This window comes from Trinickia sp. NRRL B-1857, from assembly GCF_050470685.1.
In the GTDB taxonomy this organism is placed as follows: Bacteria; Pseudomonadota; Gammaproteobacteria; order Burkholderiales; family Burkholderiaceae; genus Trinickia.
This window is the reverse complement of record NZ_JBFLUK010000001.1, coordinates 637,180-660,229: the sequence shown is the minus strand read 5'-3', so window position 1 is coordinate 660,229 and position 23,050 is coordinate 637,180. Positions and strand designations below refer to the sequence as shown.

The 23,050-nt window shown below is 62.6% G+C and carries 11 protein-coding genes; 10 read left to right on the top strand and 1 reads right to left on the bottom strand.

Translation table 11 applies throughout. The features are described 5' to 3' along the window. Positions 1-15: 15 nt before the first annotated feature. Genes nosZ through AB1286_RS02985 form a run of 9 tightly spaced genes read left to right on the top strand, consistent with a single transcriptional unit; the run spans position 16 to position 8,805 of the window. Entirely contained in the window at positions 16-1,977 is a 1,962-nt protein-coding gene (gene nosZ, locus AB1286_RS03025; RefSeq protein ID WP_430361866.1) for a TAT-dependent nitrous-oxide reductase, read from the top strand. Positions 1,978-1,996: 19 nt separating this feature from the next. Continuing rightward, positions 1,997-3,256: a nitrous oxide reductase family maturation protein NosD gene (locus AB1286_RS03020; protein ID WP_430361865.1), complete on the top strand. Its 1,260-nt coding sequence runs from the start codon at positions 1,997-1,999 to the stop codon at positions 3,254-3,256. Beyond that, positions 3,253-4,161, top strand: a complete 909-nt coding sequence (locus AB1286_RS03015; RefSeq protein ID WP_430361864.1) for an ABC transporter ATP-binding protein — start codon at positions 3,253-3,255, stop codon at positions 4,159-4,161. Before AB1286_RS03020 ends, AB1286_RS03015 begins: the two co-directional genes overlap by 4 nt. Then, positions 4,158-4,991, top strand: coding sequence for an ABC transporter permease (locus AB1286_RS03010; protein ID WP_430361863.1), 834 nt, complete (start codon positions 4,158-4,160; stop codon positions 4,989-4,991). The genes AB1286_RS03015 and AB1286_RS03010 overlap by 4 nt, the downstream gene beginning before the upstream one ends. Then, positions 4,988-5,506 (top strand): nitrous oxide reductase accessory protein NosL, encoded by a 519-nt coding sequence (locus AB1286_RS03005; protein WP_430361862.1) that lies wholly within the window; start codon positions 4,988-4,990, stop codon positions 5,504-5,506. Before AB1286_RS03010 ends, AB1286_RS03005 begins: the two co-directional genes overlap by 4 nt. Before the next feature lie 10 nt (positions 5,507-5,516). After that, a complete protein-coding gene (locus tag AB1286_RS03000) occupies positions 5,517-5,783 on the top strand; it encodes a hypothetical protein (protein ID WP_430361861.1) in 267 nt (88 codons plus the stop codon). A 2-nt stretch (positions 5,784-5,785) separates the two neighbouring features. Continuing rightward, positions 5,786-6,202 (top strand): hypothetical protein, encoded by a 417-nt coding sequence (locus AB1286_RS02995; protein WP_430361860.1) that lies wholly within the window; start codon positions 5,786-5,788, stop codon positions 6,200-6,202. A gap of 12 nt (positions 6,203-6,214) precedes the next feature. Further along, complete coding sequence (locus AB1286_RS02990; RefSeq protein WP_430361859.1) at positions 6,215-6,661, top strand: c-type cytochrome; 447 nt, start codon at positions 6,215-6,217, stop codon at positions 6,659-6,661. Positions 6,662-6,672: 11 nt separating this feature from the next. Next, positions 6,673-8,805, top strand: coding sequence for a 4Fe-4S binding protein (locus AB1286_RS02985; RefSeq protein WP_430361858.1), 2,133 nt, complete (start codon positions 6,673-6,675; stop codon positions 8,803-8,805). Between the two features lie 42 nt (positions 8,806-8,847). Here the strand turns inward: AB1286_RS02985 and AB1286_RS02980 are convergent, their stop codons facing one another. Next, positions 8,848-9,465 (bottom strand): isochorismatase family cysteine hydrolase, encoded by a 618-nt coding sequence (locus tag AB1286_RS02980; protein WP_430361857.1) that lies wholly within the window; start codon positions 9,463-9,465, stop codon positions 8,848-8,850. 359 nt (positions 9,466-9,824) lie between these two features. Between AB1286_RS02980 and AB1286_RS02975 the strand changes: the two genes are divergently transcribed. Next, positions 9,825-23,003 (top strand): NUDIX domain-containing protein, encoded by a 13,179-nt coding sequence (locus AB1286_RS02975; protein WP_430361856.1) that lies wholly within the window; start codon positions 9,825-9,827, stop codon positions 23,001-23,003. Positions 23,004-23,050: the final 47 nt, after the last annotated feature.

Below are 23,050 nucleotides of genomic sequence, written 5' to 3'. Positions count from 1 at the left end.
AATAGTGAGAATGTGATGACTTTTATCAAGGGAAAATCCGAAGAGACTGTGGCTCAGCCCGACACGAGGCGTCGCAGATTTCTCACTTCCTCGGCCGTCGCGGGGCTTGCCGGCGCGAGTTTGTCGCTCGGCCTGGCGGGCTGCAATAAGAACGGAAACGGGGCGCCTGCCGCTGCCGCGAGCGGCGCAAGCGGCGGCGCGAGCGCGGATGCGGCGATCAACTGGGACAAGTACGAAGTCCATCCGGGCAAGCTGGACACCTATTACGCGTTCTCCAGCGGTGGCCACTCGGGTGACCTCCGCATTCACGGATTGCCCTCGGGGCGCGAGATTCGGCGCGTTCCCGTTTTCAACGTCGACTGTATGTCCGGCTGGGGCATCACGAACGAATCGCGCAAGATCATCGGTACGAGGCCGAACGGGCAGCTCAATTACATCAACGGCGATACGCACCACGTGCACATGTCGTATACCGACGGCGTTTATGACGGCAAGCACATTTTCGTCAACGACAAGATCAATGCGCGTGTGGCGCGCGTGCGTCTCGATACGATGGAGTGCGACGCAATTACGCAGTTGCCGAACGTGCAGGGCTTTCACGGAATCTTTCCCGATAAGCGCGATCCGATCGACGAAAAGATCAACTACACCACGCGCGTTTTCTGCGGCGGCGAGTTTCACATTCCGCAGCCCAACGACGGACGCGATCTGAACGATCCGAAAAAGTATTTCTGTCTTTTCACGTGTGTCGACGCCAAGACGATGGAGCCGCGTTGGCAAGTCAAGATCGACGGTAATCTCGATTTGGTGGCGTCCTCGTACGACGGCAAGCTTGCATGCTCGAATCAGTACAACACCGAGAACGGCGTCCATTACGAAGAGATGATGGCGGCCGAGCGCGATGCTTGCGTGTTCTTCAATGTCGCCCGTATCGAAGCGGCCGTGAAGAACGGGAAGTTTTTCCATATCGGCAACTCGCCGGTGCCGGTCGTGGACGGCACGCACGAAGCCAACGCCGATCCCAAGACGGCGCTGACCTGCTACGTGCCGGTGCCCAAGAATCCCCACGGCGTGAACGTTTCGCCCGACGGTAAGTACTACGCCTGTTCCGGCAAGCTCTCGCCGACGGCGACGTTGATTTCTCACGAGTTGGTGTTGAAGTGGTTCGACGGTGGCCTCAAAGAGCCGAGGGATACGGTGGTCGCCGAACCCGAGATCGGTCTCGGCCCCTTGCATACGGGCTTCGACGGTCGCGGCTTCGTCTATACGACGCTGTTCCTCGACAGCCAAATCGTGAAGTGGGACCTCGAAGCGGCTATCAAGGCATACAAGGGCGACAAGAACGCGAAAGTCGTCGTCGATCGCATCGACGTGCACTATCAGCCGGGCCATGGCTTCACCTCGATGGGCGAAACGAGAGAGCCCGACGGCCAGTACTTCATTTCCGACAACAAGTTCTCGAAAGACCGCTATCTGCCGGTCGGACCACTGCACCCGGATAGCTCGCAACTGATCGACATCAGCGGCGAGAAGATGGTGCTCGTGGGAGACCATCCGCTTTATCCGGAGCCGCACGACTCGATCATGGTTCGCCGCGACATCATCAAGACGCGGCAAATCTATGACCTCGACGAGTTTCCGCTCGCCGTGAAAACGCCGAAGGAAAACCGCCTCGAACGGCAAGGTAAGAAAGTCACGATCTATCTGACCTCGCAGGCTCCGACGTTCGGATTGCGCGAATGGACCGTGAAGAAGGGCGACGAGGTCACGATCATCCTGACCAATCTCGACAAGGTTGAGGATCTGACGCACGGGTTCGCGATTCCCTTTTACAACATCAGCTTCGTCGTGCATCCGCAGCAAACGCAATCGGTGACGTTCGTCGCCGATAAGCCCGGCGTCTTCTGGTGCTACTGCACGAACTTCTGCCATGCGCTGCATTTGGAAATGCGCTCGCGAATGATCGTTCAGGCATAACTCGAGCGGACACCCCACCATGTCTAAGCTCCCGCTCGCGGCGATGTCCGTGGTCGCGACGGCCCTCATGCAGGCTTTTGCCGCGGCGGGCGCAACGCTCGCCGTCTATCCGGGGCAGCGCGTGAGCGCCGCCATCGACGCGGCGCGGGCGGGAGACACGATCGTCATTCATGGCGGGCACTACGTCGAAAACTTGAAAATCGCCAAGCCGCTGACGTTGCGCGGGGAAGGCCATCCGGTGATCGACGGCGGCGGCGCCGGAGACGTGATTCGCGTCGCTTCGCCCGACGTCACGATCAGCGATCTGGCCGTATTCGATAGCGGCGCAGATCTGACGGCGCAAAACGCCGGCATTTACGTGCAGCCCGGCTCGGATCGGGCTCGGATCGATCACTGCGAGCTCGTCTACAACTTGTTCGGGATGTGGATCGAGCATGCGGCGGACGTGCGCATCACCGGCAATGTCATCGTCGGCAAACGCGACTTCCTGTCGCCGCAGCGAGGCAACGGCATCCAGCTCTACAACACGACCGGTGCCCAGATCGTCGGCAATGCGATCAGCTATACGCGGGACGGTATCTATGTGGACGTGTCGCATCACGCATTGTTCAAGAACAACGTGATTCATAACGTGCGCTACGGCACGCATTACATGAACTCCTATTACAACGTGTGGGACGGCAATCGGGTCTATCACAACCGAGGTGGCCTCGCGATCATGGAAGCGCGCAATCAGGTCGTGAAAAACAACGAGGTCTGGGGCAATACCGACCAAGGGATCATGTTGCGGACCGTGCAAGACTCCGTCGTCGAAAACAACGTCGTGTCGGAAAACCAGCGCGGTTTCTTCATTTACGACGCCGAGTACAACACGATTCGCGACAACGTCGTCGCCGACAACGCCGTGGGCGTTCACTTGTGGGGCGGGTCGGTCCATAACGACGTGGCGGGCAACGACTTCATCGGCAACCACGAACAGATCCGCTATGTCGCCGCGAGCGATGTCGCATGGACCGGAAACTATTGGAGCAACTATTTCGGCTGGGACAAGCGTTCGCGCGGCGTCGGCGATATCCCGTACACGGCGAACGATCTCGTCGATCGCCTGACCTGGCGCGTGCCGATGATCAACGTATTGATGAACAGCCCTGCATTGCAATCGCTTCGTCTGATCGCTCAGCAGTTTCCGTTGATGAACGTGCCGAGCGTTGTCGACCAAGCGCCGCGGATGCGGCCGCTGCATGCGGCTTGGACGCGCCAAATGGAGCAATCCAGATGATCGAACTTATGGGCGTGGCCAAGGCCTTCGGCGGCGTGCGCGCGATCGACGGCGTCGATCTGAGCATCCGTCAAGGCGAGCTCTTCGGGCTGATCGGCCGCAACGGCGCCGGCAAAAGTACCTTGTTTCAGTTGATGCTGGGACTCGTGCCGGCGGACGCGGGCGAGGTTCGCATTCGCGGCGAAGCGGCGCGCGGGCGCGGCTTTCTCGCGGTCAAGCGCACGCTGGGCTATTTGCCCGAAAACGTCGTGCTCTACGACAATCTGACCGGCATCGAGACGTTGCGCTTTTTCGCGAAGCTCAAGGGCGTCGGGCTTGCTCAATGCGAGCCGCTGCTCGACGAGGTGGGCTTGAGCGGCGCGGCGTCGCGCAAGGTACGCGAGTATTCGAAAGGGATGAAGCAGCGTCTCGGTTTTGCGCAGGCGCTGCTCGGCGATCCTAAATTGCTGTTCCTTGACGAGCCGACAAACGGGCTCGATCCGAAAGGCATCCGCGAGTTTTATCAAACGCTGAGAACGCGCCAGCAAGCGGGCGCGACGATCGTCGTCACATCGCACATCCTGGCGGAGATTCAGCAGCGCGTGGATCGCCTGGCGATCTTGCACGGCGGCCGGATTCGCGCGGTGGGCAGCGTGCAGACGTTACGCGGCCAAACCGATTTGCCGATTTCGATCGACGTCCTCGCCAATAGCGACGATATCGGTCCGCTCGAAGCCGAGTTGCGCCGCGCACCGTTTTTCAACTTGACGGCGCGTGGGCGGCATATCGGCTTGCAATGTCCGCGCCACGCGAAGATGACTGCACTCGCCGCGCTGTCGTCGCTCTCCGATCGGATTGCGGATCTGCAAATTCAGGAACCCTCGCTCGAGGACGTGTTTCTCGGTTGTACGGAGACGATGGCATGAGCGCCTCGCATTGTACGTATCGGACGCAGGTGTGCGTCATCGCCGGCAAGGAATTCCACGATCGTCTACGCAGCCGCTGGGTGCTGGCCGTCTCGCTCGTATTCGCCGCGTTCACGGTCGTGACGTCCTACTTCGGCGCGGCCGTGCAGGGCGTGGTCGGCTTCCAGGGCATCGAACCGCTGATCGCCAGCCTCGTTAGTCTCACGATTTACCTGCTGCCGCTCATCGCATTGATTCTCGGTTTCGATGCGCTCGTCGGAGAGCGCGAACGCGGCACGTTAAATCTGATGCTGTCCTACCCGATCAGCCGTATCCAACTCGTGCTCGGCAAGTACCTGGGTCTGGCCGCCGCGCTCACGTGCGCGACGCTCGCCGGGTTCGGGCTCGCGGGCATCGTGATCGCGCTGCGCGCGCCCGCCGCCGATTGGTATCAGTACGCCGGCTTCGTCGTCAGCGCAGTGCTGCTCGGCTGGGTATTCCTAAGCCTTGCCGTGTCGGCGTCGGCGTTTTGCCGCAGCCGTACTTCGGCGAGCGGCGTCGCGGTGGCGCTGTGGTTTTTCTTCGTACTCGTCTATGACTTGCTGCTGCTCGGCGCACTCGTGCTGACGGGCGGCGCCGTCGTCGGCCCGTTGTTTCCGGTGCTGTTGATACTCAATCCGGCGGACGTTTTCCGCATCTTGAACATCTTCGGTCCCGGCGATTTGCACACGATGTATGGACTCGTGAGCGTGTTTCCCGCCGCGCTCGCCGAGCCCATGGTTCTTGGTTTGGCGATGCTGGCGTGGATCGTGGCGCCGCTAGGTCTCGCCGCTTGGAGATTCGATCGATGAATAGGCGATTTTCCGGATGCATGGCCGTCGCCGCGCTGCTCGTCGCGCTGACCGCCGGGTGTGGAACCCGCGAACAGCCGTTGCCGTCGCCGCATGAAGTGACCGATACGACGGTCAGCGTGCTGGACGGCATGAGTTTGAACGACTACCCCGGGCCGAAAGCGCAAATCGTCTATGCCGATGGACAGGCGGACTTTTTCTGCGACACGCTTGGCCTGTTCTCGGTCTTTCTGCGTCCCGAACACGACAGAAAGATCGGTGCGATGTACGTGCAGGACATGGCAAGCACCGATTGGCGACACCCGGTCGGGCATTGGATCGATGCCAAACAGGCCTACTACGTCGTGGGTTCGAAACAGCTTGGCGCGATGGGGCAGACATTCGCCTCTTTTGCGAAGGAAGACGATGCCCGGCGGTTCATGCAGGCCGAAGGCGGAAAACTCTATCGGTTCGATGGCATTTCCATCGATATGGCGACGACCGATGGCGGGGTCGTCAAAGATCAAAACATGTAGGAGAGGTCGCATGACGCATTTCTTTCAGCACGTGCCGTCGGAAGCGGCATTACAACTCGATTCGCTCAGTCGGTTGCTGTACGACTTGCGCGAAGACCGCAAACGGATTTTGGGCGCGTACGGCGTCGAGCAAGAAGACGTTTTACTCGAACGGATTGCTTCCAGCGAAGTCGACGAGCATCCGGCCTACGAGCGCTATCTCGCCGCCAAGACGCTCGCGCAAACGCGCGACGCAGTGCGTGCGCAGTTGCGCGAATTACTGGCCACCGGAGTATGACGATGCAGCATATCGAACTGAAAGAAAGCATCGAGACGACATTCGGCGCAATGCCGGAAGTGTCGGTCACGTTGTGTCGCGATGCGATCGAGGTCAGCCTGCCTAACGGCGTTGCCTTGCTCATTCGTGTGGCCGAGCGCAACGAATATGCATTCGAGTGGCGCTGGGGCGAAGCCGAGATGCGGATCGATACCGCGCCGGTGCATCGCGGGCTCGCCACGTATCCGAACCACCTGCATATGCCCGACGGTACCGTCGTCGCGGATCCCGTCAGCGAGATCGACGCCGAGCCCTGGCGCAACGTCCGGATGCTCATCGAGCGGCTGCTCGCGCAACCGCTTCTCGGTTACGAATCTCGGTTTGGGTGCGAGACGCCGGAAGCGTCCGGCACGCAAACCCCTGTCTGTGCCAATGCTTGATAAGGAAAGACCATGAAAAGCCGTAACGTGTTGATCGCAGCAGTCGGATTTTCCCTCGTATTCGGTTTGGCGGCGTGCGATAAGGGCGGGGCCGGCCCGCAAACGGCCGCTGCCGCTTCGCCGTCGAAGCCGATCGCCCCCGTTGCATCCGTGTCGACCGAAGCGCCCGCAGCCGCGGCGCCGGAAGCGGCGGCCGCCGCGCCGAATCCGACGGGCGAGAAAGTGTTCAAGAGCGTTTGCTTCATGTGCCATCAAACGGGGGCCGCCGGCGCGCCGGTGTTCGGCAATAAAGCCGATTGGGGACCCCGGATCGCGAAGGGCAAGCCGACCTTGTACAAGCACGCGCTCGAAGGCTTCACGGGCAATAACGGCACGATGCCGCCGCGCGGGGCGAATCCGGGCCTGAAGGACGACGAGGTGAAGGCAGCCGTCGACTATATGGTTGCGAAAGCGTCGTGAACCTAACGCCCATGAAGATAACGTCTTGGCTTTTCGCGTTGATATTGCTGGCGATGACGGCGTCTCCGACTTTCGCTTCCATGTATGAGCAAGAGTTGCCGGATGCGCTGTTCAGCCAACCCGATCTGTGTAAATGGACCGACTGCGCGGGCGTGCTGCCGGGCACGAACGCGTTTTCGGCGCGAACGGGCAACCCGCCGTACGTGAAGGCTTACGCCGACGATGGCCATGCGCGCACCCTGAAGGGATATGTATTTTTGTCGACGGACATCGTCGACATCCAAGGGTACTCGGGCAAGCCGATCGTGACGTTGATCGGGATGGATACGAAAGGCGTTATCACGGGCGTTAAAGTACTGAAACACAGCGAGCCGATCTTGCTGGTCGGCATTCCCGAATCGAAACTGCTGGCTTTTTTGCATCAATACCTCGGCAAGTTTGCCGGCGCTCGTTTTGAAATCGGCCGCGGGGAAGCGGGGAGCGCGGGGCTGGATGCGATTTCGGGCGCGACCGTCACCGCCATTGCCGAAAACCAATTGATTTCGCGCTGTGCGATCGCGGTCGCGAGCCAGGTCGGGATCGTCAAGGAAGCCGCCTTGCCCCAGGCAAAGTTGGCGCCGGCGGATGCGCGTTACGGTTGGCAGGCGCTCGTTGCGATGGGCGCCGTTCAACATTTGGAAGTCCATGCTAGCGATGTGGGCGCGGCCGATACGGGCGGACCTTACCTCGATCTCTATTATGGGTATCTAAACGCACCCGCGATCGGCAAGAGCATCCTCGGCGATTACGACTATACGCAGCTCATGGATCGCTTGAAACCGGGCGAACACGCGCTGTTCGTCGTCTCGAACGGTAGCGAGTCGTTTAAGGGATCGGGTTTCGTTCGCGGCGGCATCTTCGATCGGATTCAAGTGAGGCAAGGCATCAACGCCTTCACGTTCAAAGATTCGGATTACCTGAATCTGTACACATTGCAGGCCGCCGGGGCGCCGTCGTTCAACGAAACGGGCATTTTCATCGTTCGAAGCGGCAAATTCAGCGCGGCCTACCCATGGAAATTCGTTTTCCTCGGCCACAAGATCGATCAGGAAACGGGAGCCAAGAGCTTTTCCGCATTCAACTCGCCGTACTGGCTGCCCGGGCGCTTTCTCGTCGGCGGCCGCCCGCATGTCGAGGCGGCCGCGCCGGCCTGGCACAGTGCATGGCGTGCCAAAGCGTTGGAGATCGGGCTCTTCGCGAGTTGGGCGTTTGCGGTCGTGTTCTTTTTCGTCATGCGCGATCGCTGGGTACGCTTGGCCAAGCGCAACGACAAGCGCTGGGTGGCATGGCCGAAGACCGCAAGCTGGCTCATTGCGGTGGGCTTCGCGGGAGGGTACGAGCTGGCGCAGCCGTCGATCACGCAAGTGTTGACGCTGATTCATTCGCTGTTCGGGGGGTGGAACATCGGGCTTTTCTTATCCGATCCGTTCATTTTTATGTTTTGGATCGTGATCGCCGTTACGGTCATCGTTTGGGGGCGCGGTCTTTTTTGCGGCTGGATGTGCCCGTTCGGTTCGATGTCCGAAATGCTCTTTAAGATCGCGCGCGCGGTGGGCCTAAAGAAGTTGCAGCGCAAGCTGCCGATGGTCTGGCACAACCGGCTTCGCAAGCTGAAGTACGTCGTGTTCGCGGTTTTGCTTGCCGTGTCGTTCTTTTCGATGCCGTGGGCCGAAAAGCTCGCGGAAGTCGAGCCGTTCAAGACCACGTTCCTCGTTGGCGTGTTCCACCGGTCGTGGCCGTTCGTGCTGTTTTGGACGGTTGTCGTCGGTGCTTCGATTTTCGTCGAGCGCCCGTTCTGCAAGTATCTGTGCCCGCTCGGCGCGAGCCTCGCGCTGCCTGGGCGCTTGCGCCTGTTCAAGCTACGCCGCAAGAGCGAATGCACGAGTTGCCATGCATGTGCCGTCGGCTGCGGCTCGCAAGCCATCGATGACGCGGGGCGGATCGATCAAATGGAATGCATGCTGTGTCTCGACTGCATGGTCATGTACTACGACGAGCATGCATGCCCACCGTTGTCGAAAGAACGAAAACGGCGCGAGCGGGAAGGGTTGCCGCTTACGCCGGTCGGCAAGGATGGGCATTTCATTCCCATCAAACGGATATGAGGCGTTTAAAGGCGCTGAATCCGGCGCTTGCGAACGCCTAGCTTAGCCCAGCAACCGTAGGGCTTCCTCGATCGAGAGGACGGTCGTGCGCGACTCGAATGCGGTGGCGAACAAGTGCTCATGCACGATTTCGTCTGGGTCGTAGCAACAATCCTTGACCGTGTACAAACGGAAATCGGCGTCGCTCGCATAGGACACCGACGAAAGGACGACGCCGGTCGACGCAATGCCGACCATGATCAGCGAATCGATCCCTCGCGCGGAAAGCCGAACCTCTAGGTCGGTGCCGACGAATACGCTGGCGCGGTGCGCATAGATGAGCGGTTCGTCGGCGCGCCGGTCGAGCTCCGGTGCCAGGCGATCGTCGGTAAACAAGCCAAGGCCCTTGATGCCTTGTCCGTTCTTATTCGCTGGGCTGACTTCCGGGTAGCCGGGGCTGAACCGTAAATTCGCAAAAAAGATCCCGACGCCTTTGGTCCGCGCTGCCTCGCATAAGGCGCGCGTATTTGCGAGCAAGCCTTCGGCGACAGACGGAAACAGCCCAAGAATGTCGGTTTGGTAGTGCATGACGAGCAGCGCGCATCGCGTAGGGACGATCGCAGGAATGGGCGGCGTTTCATCGTGCCTGGCTGTCTCGTTCTTATTCAAATCCGAAGTCATACCGGCTGCCATCGTGCCTCCAAATCGAATGGGTGGTGCGGGATAGCAAGTATGACCCCATTACGTGCCAGCCATCGCAACGAAGCTTCGTAGGCATCGGAGCCGTCGTACGAGGCGATCGATCGGCATCGTAGTTTGAAATTTGAAATGCATCGATTCGCAGCGGGCAACTACGAATGCTTGCCTTGCGATGCCTACTAGGTTCCGCGATATTTTGACGGGTCGAAGCCGAGCGCAATGCATCGGCGCAGCCGCCTATCGCTCGCCCATCTTCGACTTACGTACCCCAGCTCGACCCAAGGACCGTAGGCAATAGGCTTGTCACCGGACTTGGCGATAACCGGAAAACCGGAAAACCGATGATCGACGGACCGAATGGCGTCATGATGGGCGTGCCGGTGAGGCCGGTGCCCAGCAATCCTCCGCCTCCGCCTTCCGCTGCGGATGTTTCGAGTGCGCAAAGCGCATTGCGCGGGCAACTCAAAGACCTCCCTCCTAACGATGCAGCCGCTTTGCAAGCGGCGATCGAGCAGATCGAGCGGACTAATGCTGCGATCAGCCGGGAGGCGCTTGCGCGCGCGGCAATTTTGCTGCAAGCGCAAGTCGACGCCGCCCATGCCGCACAGACCGATACGCATGTCGACCCAATCGAGCAAGCCGCGAGCGAAGTCGGTCTTACTCACGTATTCGACTACTCGACCCTCGATGCGGCGACGAAGTCGCTGACCGACCAGCCGCTCGCGACGAGTGCGGCCGATACAAAATCGCCGATCGACGCGGATGCGGCACGCACGGCCATCCAACAAGGGTTGGACGGCGGAATGACGCTCGCCGAAGCGGTCAACGCCGCTCGCGTTCAGTTCGGCGGCGACGAGCGCAACGAAGTCTCGCTCGACGAAGCGGCCACGGCGATCGAAGGCGATGCCGCGGCGAAGACCGAGGCGGGTCATACCGATTTCGATCCGTTGCAAGCCGCTACGCAGCAGGTAGATGGACTGGGTATTTTCGCGAAACCGGTACAAGAGGCCGCACTGAAGGCGTTGACAGTCAAGGTCGACCCTAGCGCCGGGCTCGATGCGGCGGCGACGCAGGCGCAGAACGCTTACCGAACGTACCAAACCGATAAGGCCAATCACGCGACCGATGCGCAACTGGCACGCGATGACGCGGCCTATCATCAAGCGCTCTCGACCGAACTCGATGCAGCGGCAGGCCAGTCCAACGGGAACTGGCGCGGCGATCTCCTGCAAATCGATCGCCGCTGGCAAGCCGAGCAGACGGTAGTCAAGCTGAACACGGCCAAGGGCGTGGCGGGGGCGCCGAAGGCCGACGATCTGCTCGTCTCGCTAAAGGCGGCACAAATCGTCGATGCGGTCGCGGCCGCTCGGGGCGGCGGCGCGAATGGAAATATCAATGCGGCGCAAACGCTGACGCGGCAACTCGCGGGTGCCCCGACATGCAGCGCGCTCGACCAAGAGGTTAGCGACGATCAGCGTATCGTCTATCTGCGAGCCGCCGCGCTTGCCGATATCACCGGCGCACGCGGAAAAAGCGCGCAAGACACGCTGGACGCCGAAGGCGCGGCACTATCGAAGTATCGCGGCACGGCGCTCTTCGACCCGTTGCTGCACGATACGTTGGCCGCGAGCACGACCCAGCAAAACATGCAGGCGGTCGGTACGCCGGGCAACCTGTCCGACATCGCAGATTTGCTGGAGGGGACGGCGAAGGCTTCGCCGGAACTGGCGAAGGCGCTGTACGCGAAGTTGCAAGACAAGATCGTCTCGCTTGTGGGTGATGGCCCGGAATACATGTTCGCGGGCACGGAGACGATGCGTCAGCGCGATTCCTATTACGGTCCGCTCGCGCGTATCGTCGATGCGGTCGGCGGGCCGCAAAGCACGGTTGTGCAGCCGCTCGTCGGCGCGTTGAAAACGAAGTTGCAGGCGTTGCTCTCGGAGCTGAATCGGGAAAATGCGGCGCATGAGGATACGCTCGCGAATGCGTTTCAACCGCTGGCCTACCTGAGCAATTCCCAGCTCAACGATCCCACGGCGCTTTACCAGTCGCTAATCGATCAATCGCCCGATAGCGACCTGGGCAAGACGCTCGCGAAGTACACGAGTCTAAAGCCGAACGCGGCGCCGGTGACGCCCGCGGCCGACGGCGCCGGGACGCTGGCCACGGCGGAAAGCGCGCTCAGCCCGCAGTTGAAGACTGGCCAGTCCGATGCCGCGGCGCTAGAAAAGGCGCTGGCGGCAGTGCGCAAGGCGAACCCGTCGATCGACGATCGGACTTGGGCCGAAGCGATGCTCGCTCAGCAAGGGCAAATCGACGCGCAGGCGATCAACAGCGGCAAGGCGAAGGCGCCGAGCGATTTGATCGCTCAAGCGGCATCCGAACTGAAACAGGATCAGCTATTCGATGCGCGGACGTTGGACGCCGCGACGAATACGCTGCAATCGGGGCAAGTCGCAAATGGCGGGCTTACGCCGAACATCCCGCTCGCCGACCAAGGCGGGCCGAGTGCGGCGCAGTACCTGCAAAGTCTCGTTTCCGACGGCATGACGATGAAAGAGGCCATCGCCCTGACCCGAGCGTGGCTGAGCGGATCGAAGCAATCGGACGTCGTGCTGACCCAGGCTGCGTTGACGGTCTTGGGGCAGCAGAATTTGCCCTCGTACTACAAGGATCCGACGAGCGCCGATCCGATCGATCTCGCGTCGCAGCAGTTAAAGGCGTTGAACCTGATCGACGCCTCGACCATCGACAAAGTGGTGAACGGTGCACCTGCGTCGTCAACCGATCCGGCCATCGTCGGCATGAAGCAGGACGTCAAGCCCGATACCGATGCGTTGTCCGGGAAAAACGGCGGCGGCGGACTCGTCGATAAGGTCAATACGGCCTACGCCGCGTGGCAGGACGCCCAAAGCAAGGCGGACAAAAACAAGAACGATGCTAGCGACCAAAGCGCCGCGGCCGACGCGTTGCGGCAGTATCATGCGGCGCTCTCGGCCGCGTTGAACGCGGCAGCCGGCAAGGCGCCTACAGATAGCGCGTGGCAGTCCGATCCGCTTCACCTCGATACGATGTGGAAGGCGCAAAACGAACTCGAATTGACGGCGCTTGCGCCGCAGATCGAAGCGGCACAGTCGGCCGGCAAGGATTCGCCGGAGGCGAAGGCGCTCGAGAGCGCCTTCGATCAATGGCAGACGGGGCTCAACGCGCTACAGATCGTCGGGCAGGTGCAGTACGCGCAGCAAGCGGCCACGCCCTCCGGGGCCGATGCGTCGGCAGGCGACGTGGCCGGCGCGCAAATGCTGACGTACGAGACGTCGGGGCTGGAGCAGGGCGACCCGCAGCTTTATCGGCAAGTGATGGGCGATGCGACGATCTCGCAATTGAAGGTATCCGCGCTGAACTCGATCATCGGCTCGGCTCCGCCGAGCGCGGGTGGCGACGCGGCGAGCCTTCGGGCGCGCCTGCATACGGTGAGCACGCGCTTGCAGGCGTACCAAGGCACGATGTTCTATGCCGAGTTGCTCGACGGCGCCGCCAACGATCCGTCGGTCAAGCAACTCATCGGCGCGATTCATGATGCGGTGTACGGCCAAAAGAAGGATCCCGATAAGCTCAAGACGCTGGCCGATATCTTGCAAGGGACGAGCCCGGATATGGCGGCGCTCGTGCTGCATCAGTTGTTTCCGGCCGGGGCCGACGCTTCGGGATTCTCGACGGCGCAGCTCGTGGGATGGACGAAAAGCGCTAACGATTTGACGCAGATTTCGCGGATCTACGTCGAGGGCGGCGGAGCGCAGAACGCGGATATGACCGCCTTGCGCGGGGCGCTCGAGCAGATGATCGTCGGCGATAAGGAGTTCGGCAGCGTTGATTACAGTTCGCGCCTGAATACGCAAACGATCATGGATGAAGGCGGTGCGGTCGTTTGGGGCGAAGGCCTGAATCTCGGCAGCCTGAAAAAGCAAGGCGGGCAGGTGCAGCTTGCGCAGGACATGCTCGACGACGACCCAACGAGCGACCTCGGTATCGAAATCGCGCGCGAGACAGGAATTCCCAATCTCGGCAAACCGGCGAAACCGATCAACGTCGGTCACGACGGCAACGGTGCGCTCACAGCCGATACGGCATTCGTGCCGGGCAGCGGGACGGTCGTGACGGCACAGCAACATCTCGCCGGACTGCAATGGCAAGACGGTATGCAGGTAGCCACAAGCTACGATCAATTTATCAATACGCTCGGTCAGGCCAATGGGTTGAAGACCGACTACAGCCCCACCTCGCTTGCCGACGAGCAGGCCTTATCGATCGGCGAATTCGCGCTATTTAACGTCAACGACGTGATCTTCGATGCGTCGGGCCATAAGACGACACTCGGCGATGCGGCGCAAGCGTTGTTGCAAGGAGAGGGGGTCAAAAAGCCCGACGGTGCTTCGCCCGTCACCGTCGCCTCGCTATCGGGCCAATGGTGGAAATCGCGCGCGCCGTCGAAGGACGATAAAGCGACGAGCTTTACGCTACTCGAAGGCGTCGCGGCGGACGGGCACATGATCGACGTAGGCCCCGCCGACACCACCGCGCGCAACGGCTATTCGGATTGGCAATCGCATACGGGATTCAATAAGGGATTCATGCTCGTCCAGCCGCATTGGGTCGTCGATGCATCGGGCGTGGTCCAGACCGGCAATGCCTATTTCGTCGATTACAAGCCATACGACCACTGGTACGACTGGGAAAACCTGCGTGGCGACATCGTGACGGGGCTAACCATCGCGGGCGGGATTGCCGCGATGATCACGTTGCCCGAGACCGCGCCGCTATGGCTCATGATGCTTTCCGAGGCGGCCGATATCGGATTTGCGGTGAGCGCGGCGGCCGGAACGGTCGATGCGGTCCGCAAGTTGTCCGCGCCGGGCGGTACGCACAATTGGGTCAATTGGCTCACTCTCGCGGCCAGTGCATTCGGCGGCGCAGCGAGCGGCGCGGGCTTGCTTGCGCGCACGGGTACGATGGCAGCGCGTTTGTCGGCCGGCGACGCGGCATTCGCGAACGCCGCACGCATCATCGGTGTCTCGCGCGATGCGAGCCCGCTCGCGCTTGCACGTGCGGAGTTGGCCGCACCGGGTTATCGCGGCATGCGCGTGTTCGACGATAGCTGGACCGCGCGCTTGCTGCGTGCGCGGTTGACGGGCTCCAACGCAGCGGCGTTGCGCACCGCGGCGGCCACACGCGGCTTGACGTCGCTCGCCGGCGCGAGTGGGTTTAAGGCCGCAGGCATCCTGGCCATGCTGACGAATCTCGGCTCGATGGCGCAGCAAGGCTATGGGTTGGTGACGAGCGGCGGTCAAGCGAGCTTGGGAGACTGGCTCAACTTCTTTTCGTCCGCCGGCCTCATGGCGTCGGGCGCCGGAGTGAGCCGCATGCACGCGGAAACCGAAGTCGCGCAAGCGGCGCATGTGCAAGCGGTGAACGAAGCGCTGCCGCAGGGCGTGCGTTTGCTGCGATCGGGCGAGGTCAACATCAGTGAAACCGCGCTGATCGGGCTCGACGAAAACCAGGCGGCGCGCATTGCCGAATTGACCGGCAAGCGCCAAGTGCCGGACCTGCTGCAAGCGAGGGATGCCGCATCGGAGACTGGGTTGTTCGGCGGCGGCGGAAACGGCGATCGCCGCGCGCCGTTGACGCCGGAGGAAATGCAGCAGTTGAGCGATCTGCTTCCCGCCGGTGCGAGCGTCGATCCGTCGCGAACGATCACGCTTGGCGAGTCGCCCGAAGACCAGGTCGTTGTCCGCAACGCCCGACTTGCTGCACTAGCGAGTGTGCTTTTGTCTCGCACGCAGCCATCCAAGTCCACGCAAACGGGCGACGAGCCCGCACCGTCGCAAAGCAATCAGCCGACGATCAATGTCGACGGTCTAGCCGTCTCCGCGCATGAAAATCCGCTGACGGTAGTCGGTTTCTCGCGCTCGGCCGACGGCCGCTCGGTGCAGATCCGGCTCGCGGACGGCAGCGTTATCGATGCTCAGGCGCTAGGGGGCGCGCGGACATCGGCGAACGCGCAGCCGGACGACATCTTGTTGCCGAACCAGCCGGACCGAGGTCAGCGTTTCGAAGTCGTCGCCGATCCGGATACCGGCGAGTATGTGCTGATGCCGCGCATACGCGGCGGCGCGACGGACGACGACCCTTGGGCCATGGGCGACGACGCGCAAAGCCCAAGCAACGCCATGCGCCCGTTCGGCGGGTTGCCGCGACTGACGCGTCCGAAGGCGCGCCCCGGTGAACGCGACCAATTGTTCTATTCGGCACTGCCCGTGGTCGAAGATCCCGCGGCGTTGCTTTATGTTCCTCGCAAGAGCGTTGCGATAGCGGACGAGGCCGAGTCCGAGAATGCCGCGCGAACGGGTGTCGATGCGGGCGGTGCGGGTCCGAATCCGTCTCGGTCGCCTATCCGCCGCTCTCCCGAAAACAAGGGGCCTTTCGAAACGGGCTTTCCCGTCAAGAAGAGCGAATATCCGCTGAACCAGTGGATGGCGACCTACGTCAACGAGACCGGTCTTATCTACACCGAGGCGAGAAAGGTCGATACGCAGTGGGTGTTCCGCCCCAACCACGAGCGCCGCGACGCGACCAACGTCATTACGATCGCGCCGGATGTCCATGTGGTCAGCGCGCTTGGCACGCCCGACGCGCTGTTCGATCTGAACGGACGACCGGTCACCGCGATCATGGATTTGCGGCGCCGGCTCGTTACGCCGCAGCGTCTGGCCAATCGCCTCAGCGAGAACTTCGGCCTCGAGGAACGGACTTACACGCCCGGTCAACCGATCGCCGTGCTGGCGGAATATACGGCCGGCGGCGCGGACTCGTTCGCGCAGCAGTTGGCCAATGAAATGCACGCGCCGGTGTACGGCCTCGAAGGCAGCTATGAGGATCGCAACTGGCTGTTGCATTTTCCGGATGCCGTTTCGCATCCGGTTTGGCAACCCGATATGAACCGAGGGCTGTCGCAGCCCGACGGCGCGCAGCCGATCCGCGTCAAGTGGAACTTGCTCGAACAACGGCAATCGTCGAACCTCGAAGTTTTCGCGGATGACGATCCGGTCAAGATCGACACTTACCTCGCGCCGCAAGGCATGTTCGTCATCAACGGCAACACGAGCGAGTTGCTGGCGCGCGGACCTTCGCAAGTCGCCGAATCGGCCCGCGCGGCGGGGCATACGTCGAATGCACCCGTCATGCTGTTGACCACGGTGCCCGATGCGCAGCGCCAGCCGTTCGCGCGCGCGCTCGCCGACGAGCTCGGTAGCCCCGTGCTCTTAATGACGGACGACGCCTGGGCGCCCGACGGCAATGCCGTGCGCAAGAACACGGTGACGGTGTCGCGCGTCGAAGGCGCGCAAAACAAGCGCGTACATCTCGACGACGAAGGCAACGTCACGTTCCTCGATACGCAGCAGAACCGAGGCTCGGTCGTCTGGCTCAATCTCGGGCCGATGCAGCGATCGCTCGACTACTACGAGCAAAAGCGCGGCGGGATGGACGACGTCGTGATGCATACCTTCGAGGTTCCGCGATCGGTCCTCGACCAGATCCGGCGCAACGCCGTGCATCAGGGCGACGCGACGGCGCCCGGCAACGAAGACAAACCGGTGCTCGGAGATTGGCTTGCTTCGCCCGATCAATTCGGGTTGCGCTGGGCCGATGCGATGGACCTGCAAAGTCGGATCATCCCCGGAAGCGCGAAGACGATCGAAATCCCGCCCCGGGGTACCGGTCCCGTTAGTCGCGGTGCTCAGGCTTCCAAGCCCGCCGCCGCTTCGAACGTCGCGAAATTCGCCGCGTCGCCGCCGACGGCGGCCTCGAGCGAGGCGCCGCCGCCGCGCATTCACCCGCGACGCGACGAACACGGCAAACCGGTTGTCATCGAGGCGCCCACCGAACCGAGCGCCCAGAGCACGTGGCACGACCCGGCCGCGACGGCCGTATTCGTACCGGACGGTGCCCATCCCGATGTCCTGGGCGGCGTGCCCATGACGGCATGGGAGCCGCCAACGACACTGGAGGGCTGGCAGAACGTCTCCGGTCAGAATCCGGACCTGGTCGAGCCGGCGGCCGACGCCTCGGTCAAGAAGGCCGGCGTAGTGATCGTCGAACCCGACGGACGGGTGTGGATCATCGAATCGACGAATCACTTTACCGGGCACCGCACGTTTCCCAAGGGCTCGGTCGACGAAGGTTTGTCGTTGCAGGCGACCGCCGTCAAGGAAGGATATGAAGAGACCGGGTTGCACGTCGAGCTCTTGGCTTATTTGACGGATTTCAAAACGAAAACCGGCAAAACGAAGACGCGCTACTACCTTGCTCGCCGCATCGGCGGAAATCCTGCGGCGATGGGGTGGGAAACGCAAGGCATGTACCTCGTTCCGCGCGGCGAGTTGGCCGGCACGGTTAGAACGGCACGCGATGCGCGCGTCGTTAGAGCGTTGTTCGAGCATGAGGGCAATGCCACCCCGATCGAATCGACGGTAGGCGAGCCGGCGCCGCCCGAGACGGTCGGCCTGCCCACACGCGTGTTGTCCGACGACGAGCAGGCCTTTAACGCACAGCTCGTCGGAACGACGATCGGCGACGATGCCTTCGAGCTTGCGCACGAGACCGATCCCGCGGTGGCCGTCAATCTCGTTGCCGAGGATGCGACCGGACCGATCGGAGCCGGCCCGGTCAACGCGAGTACCGTTCGTGTGCTCGATCTGCGCAAGGGTGGCTTGCCGAAGGGCAGCGGCCATCAACTGCTCGCTTGCGCGCTCGAGCAAGCCAACGTGCGGCCTACCGGGCGATTGGTGTTCGACGACGTCGAGCATCCGGAGACCGTGGCGGCGCGCGATGCGGGTGTGCCGGCCGCGCAAACGCCGCTCGCCGGCACCGGCATGCGCGCGCTGAGCAAGCTAGGGTTGACGCCGGCCTCCGCGCATTACGAAGCGAGTCCGCGCGGATACTGGAATCTCGTGATCGAGTTGACGCACGGGGGTGGAACGACGATGCCCGACGCGTCGTCCACCGTCGAAGCGCCGGGCGGATTCAAGGATCCCGACGCGATCGCGGCCGAGGCGTTCCATGAGGTCGCATCGCAGTACGACTTGAGCCCGGAGGCGCTCGAAGACCTTCAGTGGACGTCCCCGCGCGATAACACGACGCAGTTTTTCGATGCACGGCAGGGCCACGTCAAGGCGACAACCGTGAGCGACGCGAGCCGTCATGTTGAGGCGACCGACGATACGGCGTATTACATCTCCGCCGATATCTACAACCTAGGCGGACTAAATGCAGCGTTCGAAGATGTGGCCGAACACGCGAATGTCCACTATCAGGCAATGGCGCATATCGCCGACGAGGAACTGTCGCGAACGGGAGCCAAGGTCGTTCCTATGCGGACGGGAGGCGACGAATTAGGATTCGTCGTGGTGGGCTCGGCCGATGACGAGTCGATTGCGTCCGCGCTGCAATCCGCGCGCGATCGCATCGCCGGCTATGCGAAAGAACAGGGGCTCGCCGATATTCCGCATCCGAAGCGCAAGGGCGAAAAAGGCGTCGGTATGCACTTCGGCGCTGCGCCGATTTTGCCCGGACTGTCGCTGTCCGACATCTTCACCGAAGCCGACCTCGGTGTGAATCGCAGCAAGACTTCGGGCAATCGTTCGACGGACGAAGCACCGAGCGTATCGGAAGACGAGGGCGCACAGAACGTCTCGGCGCTTGCGCCGCCGTCCGGGCCGGGACGACAGAGCGCGCCGCCGGTCGAACCCTTTGCCTACGAGCTGCGGCCCACGACGCACGTAACAGATCCCGCCGAAGCCGCGGCACTCGACTATATCGAGCGGGCATGCGGTTATGGATTGACGCCCGAGCAGGCGCGCTCGCTTGTCCAGCCCGTCGCGCTCGACGACGTTTCGGGCTTCTTCGACGCGCGTCAGGCGTCGGTCAAGTCAAGCACCGTCAAGCGTACCCGCGACTATGTGAGAAGCAGCGACGGTACGGCGTATTACGTGTCCGGCGACATCTTCAACCTCGGCGGGCTCAATGCGGCGATGAACGACGTCGCGGAAGTGGCCAACGCGCATTATCGTTCGATCGTCGGTATCGTCGCCGACGAGCTGGCGCATACGGGGGCCGATGTCATACCGATGCGTACGGGCGGCGACGAGGTGGGCATCGTCGTGGCGGGTCCGCTCGACGAGGGGGCGCTGCGCGGGGCCTTGCAGGGCGCGCAGCGGCGCTTGACCGCCTATGCGGAGCAAAACGGGTTGACCGATGTCCCGCACCCGAAACGCGAGGGCGAATACGGCGTAGGAATGCACCTCGGGTACGCGAAGATTACCGAAGACAGTACGCTCTCGGAGATCTTCACGGAGGCGGACAAGGGGGTGAACCGTAGCAAGACGTTGCAGGCGACGCTTGCGAAGCTGCAAACGGGGCGTTTGCAAAGCATCGAGCCGTGGAAGGACGGACGAACCGTGACGTTGACGCTCGACTCGGGCGCCACGGTATCGGCGCGGGTGCTCGGAACGGGCGCGCGTGCGCTCACGCTCGATCCGGCCGATGTGCGTCTGCCCGGAGGGCCGGCGCAAGGGCAACACTTCTTACTCGTGACCGATCCCGAAACCGGCGAATTCTTCATCACGCCCGTGATGCGGGGCGGAGCCGTTGACGAGGAACCGGCGAGCGAAATCGAACCGGACGGCCAAGCGCCCGAGGTTACACTGAGTGCGCTCGAGCAAAGCAGCGACGCACAAGGCAAAGCTCGATCGCATTTAGCCGCAACGGCGGCGGCGCCGGGCCTGGACCGTATTGCATCGAATGGGAGCGAAGAAGATGTCACAGCAAACGCGGGACGCGCGCCTGGGGCTGACGGGGTTGACGCCGAAGCAGCGCGAGGAGCGGATTCGTCAACTGGAGGAGGAAGCGGCGCGCAAGCGAGCGGCGGCCCAAGCGGCGCTCGAGAAGCAACGCTCTCAACGCAAGAAGGACAACGCGTAGCGCAGGGTGAGCCGGCACCGGTTGCCGGCGAGGCGCTGGTTTGGTCCAAGGGCTGGAACGGCGATCTTACCGCCTCGGTCGCTGACGACCCCGCTTCATACGTCTTGATCTCGCCGCGGCAAGCCTCGGGCATCCATGGCGACGCACCCCAGGTATTGCTTTCCAGCGGATGGAGTCTAGAGCCGTCGCGAGGCGGACGCGTCGTCGCCCAGGTTGTCGATGCGATGGGGCTGACCAATGCGTCGGCGCTGACGATCGGCGGCGGCGATCGTGCGAGGGAAACGTCGGAGGCCGTGGAGCGCGGTGTCGATGTGCGCGACACCGTACTCGGCCGCACGTTGGACGAGGCATGCGCGCATTTGCAGCGCACCCCCGTCGATTGGAGCCTGGCCGGTGGCCTTCATAGCCGAGTGACTGCGCAGTTGGCGCCCGATGCGGCGTTGCCGTCCTCGACCGATACAGCGTCTTCCTTGCTGACCCTGGCGCGGCAGATGCCCGATCTCATCGTCTCGTCTCCTCCGACCCGTACGCCACTGAGTCGATTCGGCAACGCGCCGAGCACGCATGGCGACTTCGTCGTCGCGGCGGCGGTCCGCAACGGCCAGATGGTCGACGGCGCGGGCATGCCGCTGTCCGCGGAGGCGCTCGCGCACCAGGTCGTCGGCGCCGATACGTTCCCCAAGCGGACGCGCGTGGTGCTGCTGACCGATGCGGATGCGCCCGAGGCGGCGCCGACATTAGCTCGTTTACTACGGCATCTGCAAGTCCCCGTGCTGGCGCGCGACGGCGCTTCGAACGTCGATGACCCCCGCGCATGGCGGCTGCATACGGGGGAGGATGCGGTCGTCCCCGCCGGCGAGGGCGAAACGGCTGATGTCGTTCTCGGCTACGGCAACTCGAAGGTGGCCTACGCGATCAATACGCCGTCCGGGGCACCGAAGGTCGTGACCGTGCTGCGAGATTCGCGGCCCGCCGAGGCGCTGGATCAGGAAAAGGCCGTGCTCGAGGCGTTGCGAGGCGAAGGCGTGCCGGTGCTCGACTTGGAACAAGGGCGTTACCTCGGCAGGCCCGCGGTGTTTTCCGATCGCTATGCGACGAGCTACAAATCCCTGATGAAAGCGATCGAAGGACAGCCGCGGGACGTGGTTGCCGAACGCGCGATGCTCACGTTGCTCCGCCATGCCGGCATACCGATTACACCCGAGACGGCCGCCTCGATTACGCACGTGCACGATTCGTTGATCGCGCGCAGCATCGACATCACCGACTTCGACATGTTTTTGGGCAAGATCGGCGAGAACGGGCGGCCCGATGGCCGTGCGGTCGTCGCCGATCCGTTGCGATGGAGACGGGCGATTCCCGTGGGACCGCATCTCGACGATTTGCCTTGGCTCTCGGGCGTCGTGCGCAACGCTGCGCGCGAGACAGGCGGCGGCGAGCCGACCGCCGAGCGCATTGAACTCGGCGACTTGGCTGATGTGACGCCGAGCGAAGACGGTCGTTCCGTCATATTGACCGATGCGGCCGGGCAAACGGCGCAAGCGGTGCTATTGGGCGGCCGCCATGCGCCTCCCACCGATCCGAACGACATCCTCATGCCGAACGGCGTCAAGCACGGACAACACTTCGAAGCGCTGCGCGACCCGAGTGACGGCACGCTCGTCATCATGCCTCGCATACGGGGTGGCGCGGTCGATGAAGATCCGGAGACGCAAGCTCGGCCGCCGCTCTCGGGTCCGCTGAAGGCGCTCTACGAGACCACGCTCGCACCCGACGCATATGGCCGGTTGCTGGCGGATACACGGGCGTCGTTGCAGCCTGCGAACGGCATCACACCGGCGCGCTCCGATTTTGTCGACGCGTTGCGCACGCGCATCGAGCCCGTGTTGCAAACGGAACCCGCTCAGCCGCGCGGCGAGACGGGGAAGCGTCGAACCGTCGAAGGCGAGGGCGAGCAACACGACGCCGCGGTGCGTTACATCGTCAATAGTGCCTTGCTCGTGGCGCGCGCATCGGTTTCGGATGGCGAGCTGCATACGGCTCCGTTAATCCGGACGCATGCCCAGGCGCTGGATTACGTCGTCGGCATTCGTACACTGAATGTGCGCAATAGCAAGAGCCTCGCATTGCGCGATGCGGATCACTACCTGTCGAACCTAGTCCAGGAGTGGCAAATACCGTTAGAGCGAAGCGGGGTTGGCCAAGATCGGACACCTTCGACTCGGCTGGCCAGGCTTTCCGGCATGGTCTCGCGAGCATACGACCTGGCGAAAGCCAGAGGGCGAGCGGATTCGACACAGGATTTGCCGCTCGACGCGGACATTTCGCTGATGGAGCCCCACGACATCGCCGCATCGGCGCCCGGCGGCCGCGCGTGGGCAGCGCTGGGCACGCGCGATTTCCTGCGGATGTCGAAGCAGGCCGGCGCGCCTAACGTCGAGTGGATGCTGACGGACGCGCCTGGCTCGACATTATCCATATAGCCGTCGCGCCCCGCCCATTAGCGCGATGACATTCACAAAAGAGCGCT

Excerpts from the sequence above, each read along its gene's own strand:
- nosZ (WP_430361866.1), top strand. The coding sequence starts at position 16 with ATGACTTTTATCAAGGGAAAATCCGAAGAGACTGTGGCTCAGCCCGAC.
- AB1286_RS03020 (WP_430361865.1), top strand. The coding sequence starts at position 1,997 with ATGTCTAAGCTCCCGCTCGCGGCGATGTCCGTGGTCGCGACGGCCCTC.
- AB1286_RS03015 (WP_430361864.1), top strand. The coding sequence starts at position 3,253 with ATGATCGAACTTATGGGCGTGGCCAAGGCCTTCGGCGGCGTGCGCGCG.
- AB1286_RS03010 (WP_430361863.1), top strand. The coding sequence starts at position 4,158 with ATGAGCGCCTCGCATTGTACGTATCGGACGCAGGTGTGCGTCATCGCC.
- AB1286_RS03005 (WP_430361862.1), top strand. The coding sequence starts at position 4,988 with ATGAATAGGCGATTTTCCGGATGCATGGCCGTCGCCGCGCTGCTCGTC.
- AB1286_RS03000 (WP_430361861.1), top strand. The coding sequence starts at position 5,517 with ATGACGCATTTCTTTCAGCACGTGCCGTCGGAAGCGGCATTACAACTC.
- AB1286_RS02995 (WP_430361860.1), top strand. The coding sequence starts at position 5,786 with ATGCAGCATATCGAACTGAAAGAAAGCATCGAGACGACATTCGGCGCA.
- AB1286_RS02990 (WP_430361859.1), top strand. The coding sequence starts at position 6,215 with ATGAAAAGCCGTAACGTGTTGATCGCAGCAGTCGGATTTTCCCTCGTA.
- AB1286_RS02985 (WP_430361858.1), top strand. The coding sequence starts at position 6,673 with ATGAAGATAACGTCTTGGCTTTTCGCGTTGATATTGCTGGCGATGACG.
- AB1286_RS02980 (WP_430361857.1), bottom strand. The coding sequence starts at position 9,465 with ATGACTTCGGATTTGAATAAGAACGAGACAGCCAGGCACGATGAAACG.
- AB1286_RS02975 (WP_430361856.1), top strand. The coding sequence starts at position 9,825 with ATGATCGACGGACCGAATGGCGTCATGATGGGCGTGCCGGTGAGGCCG.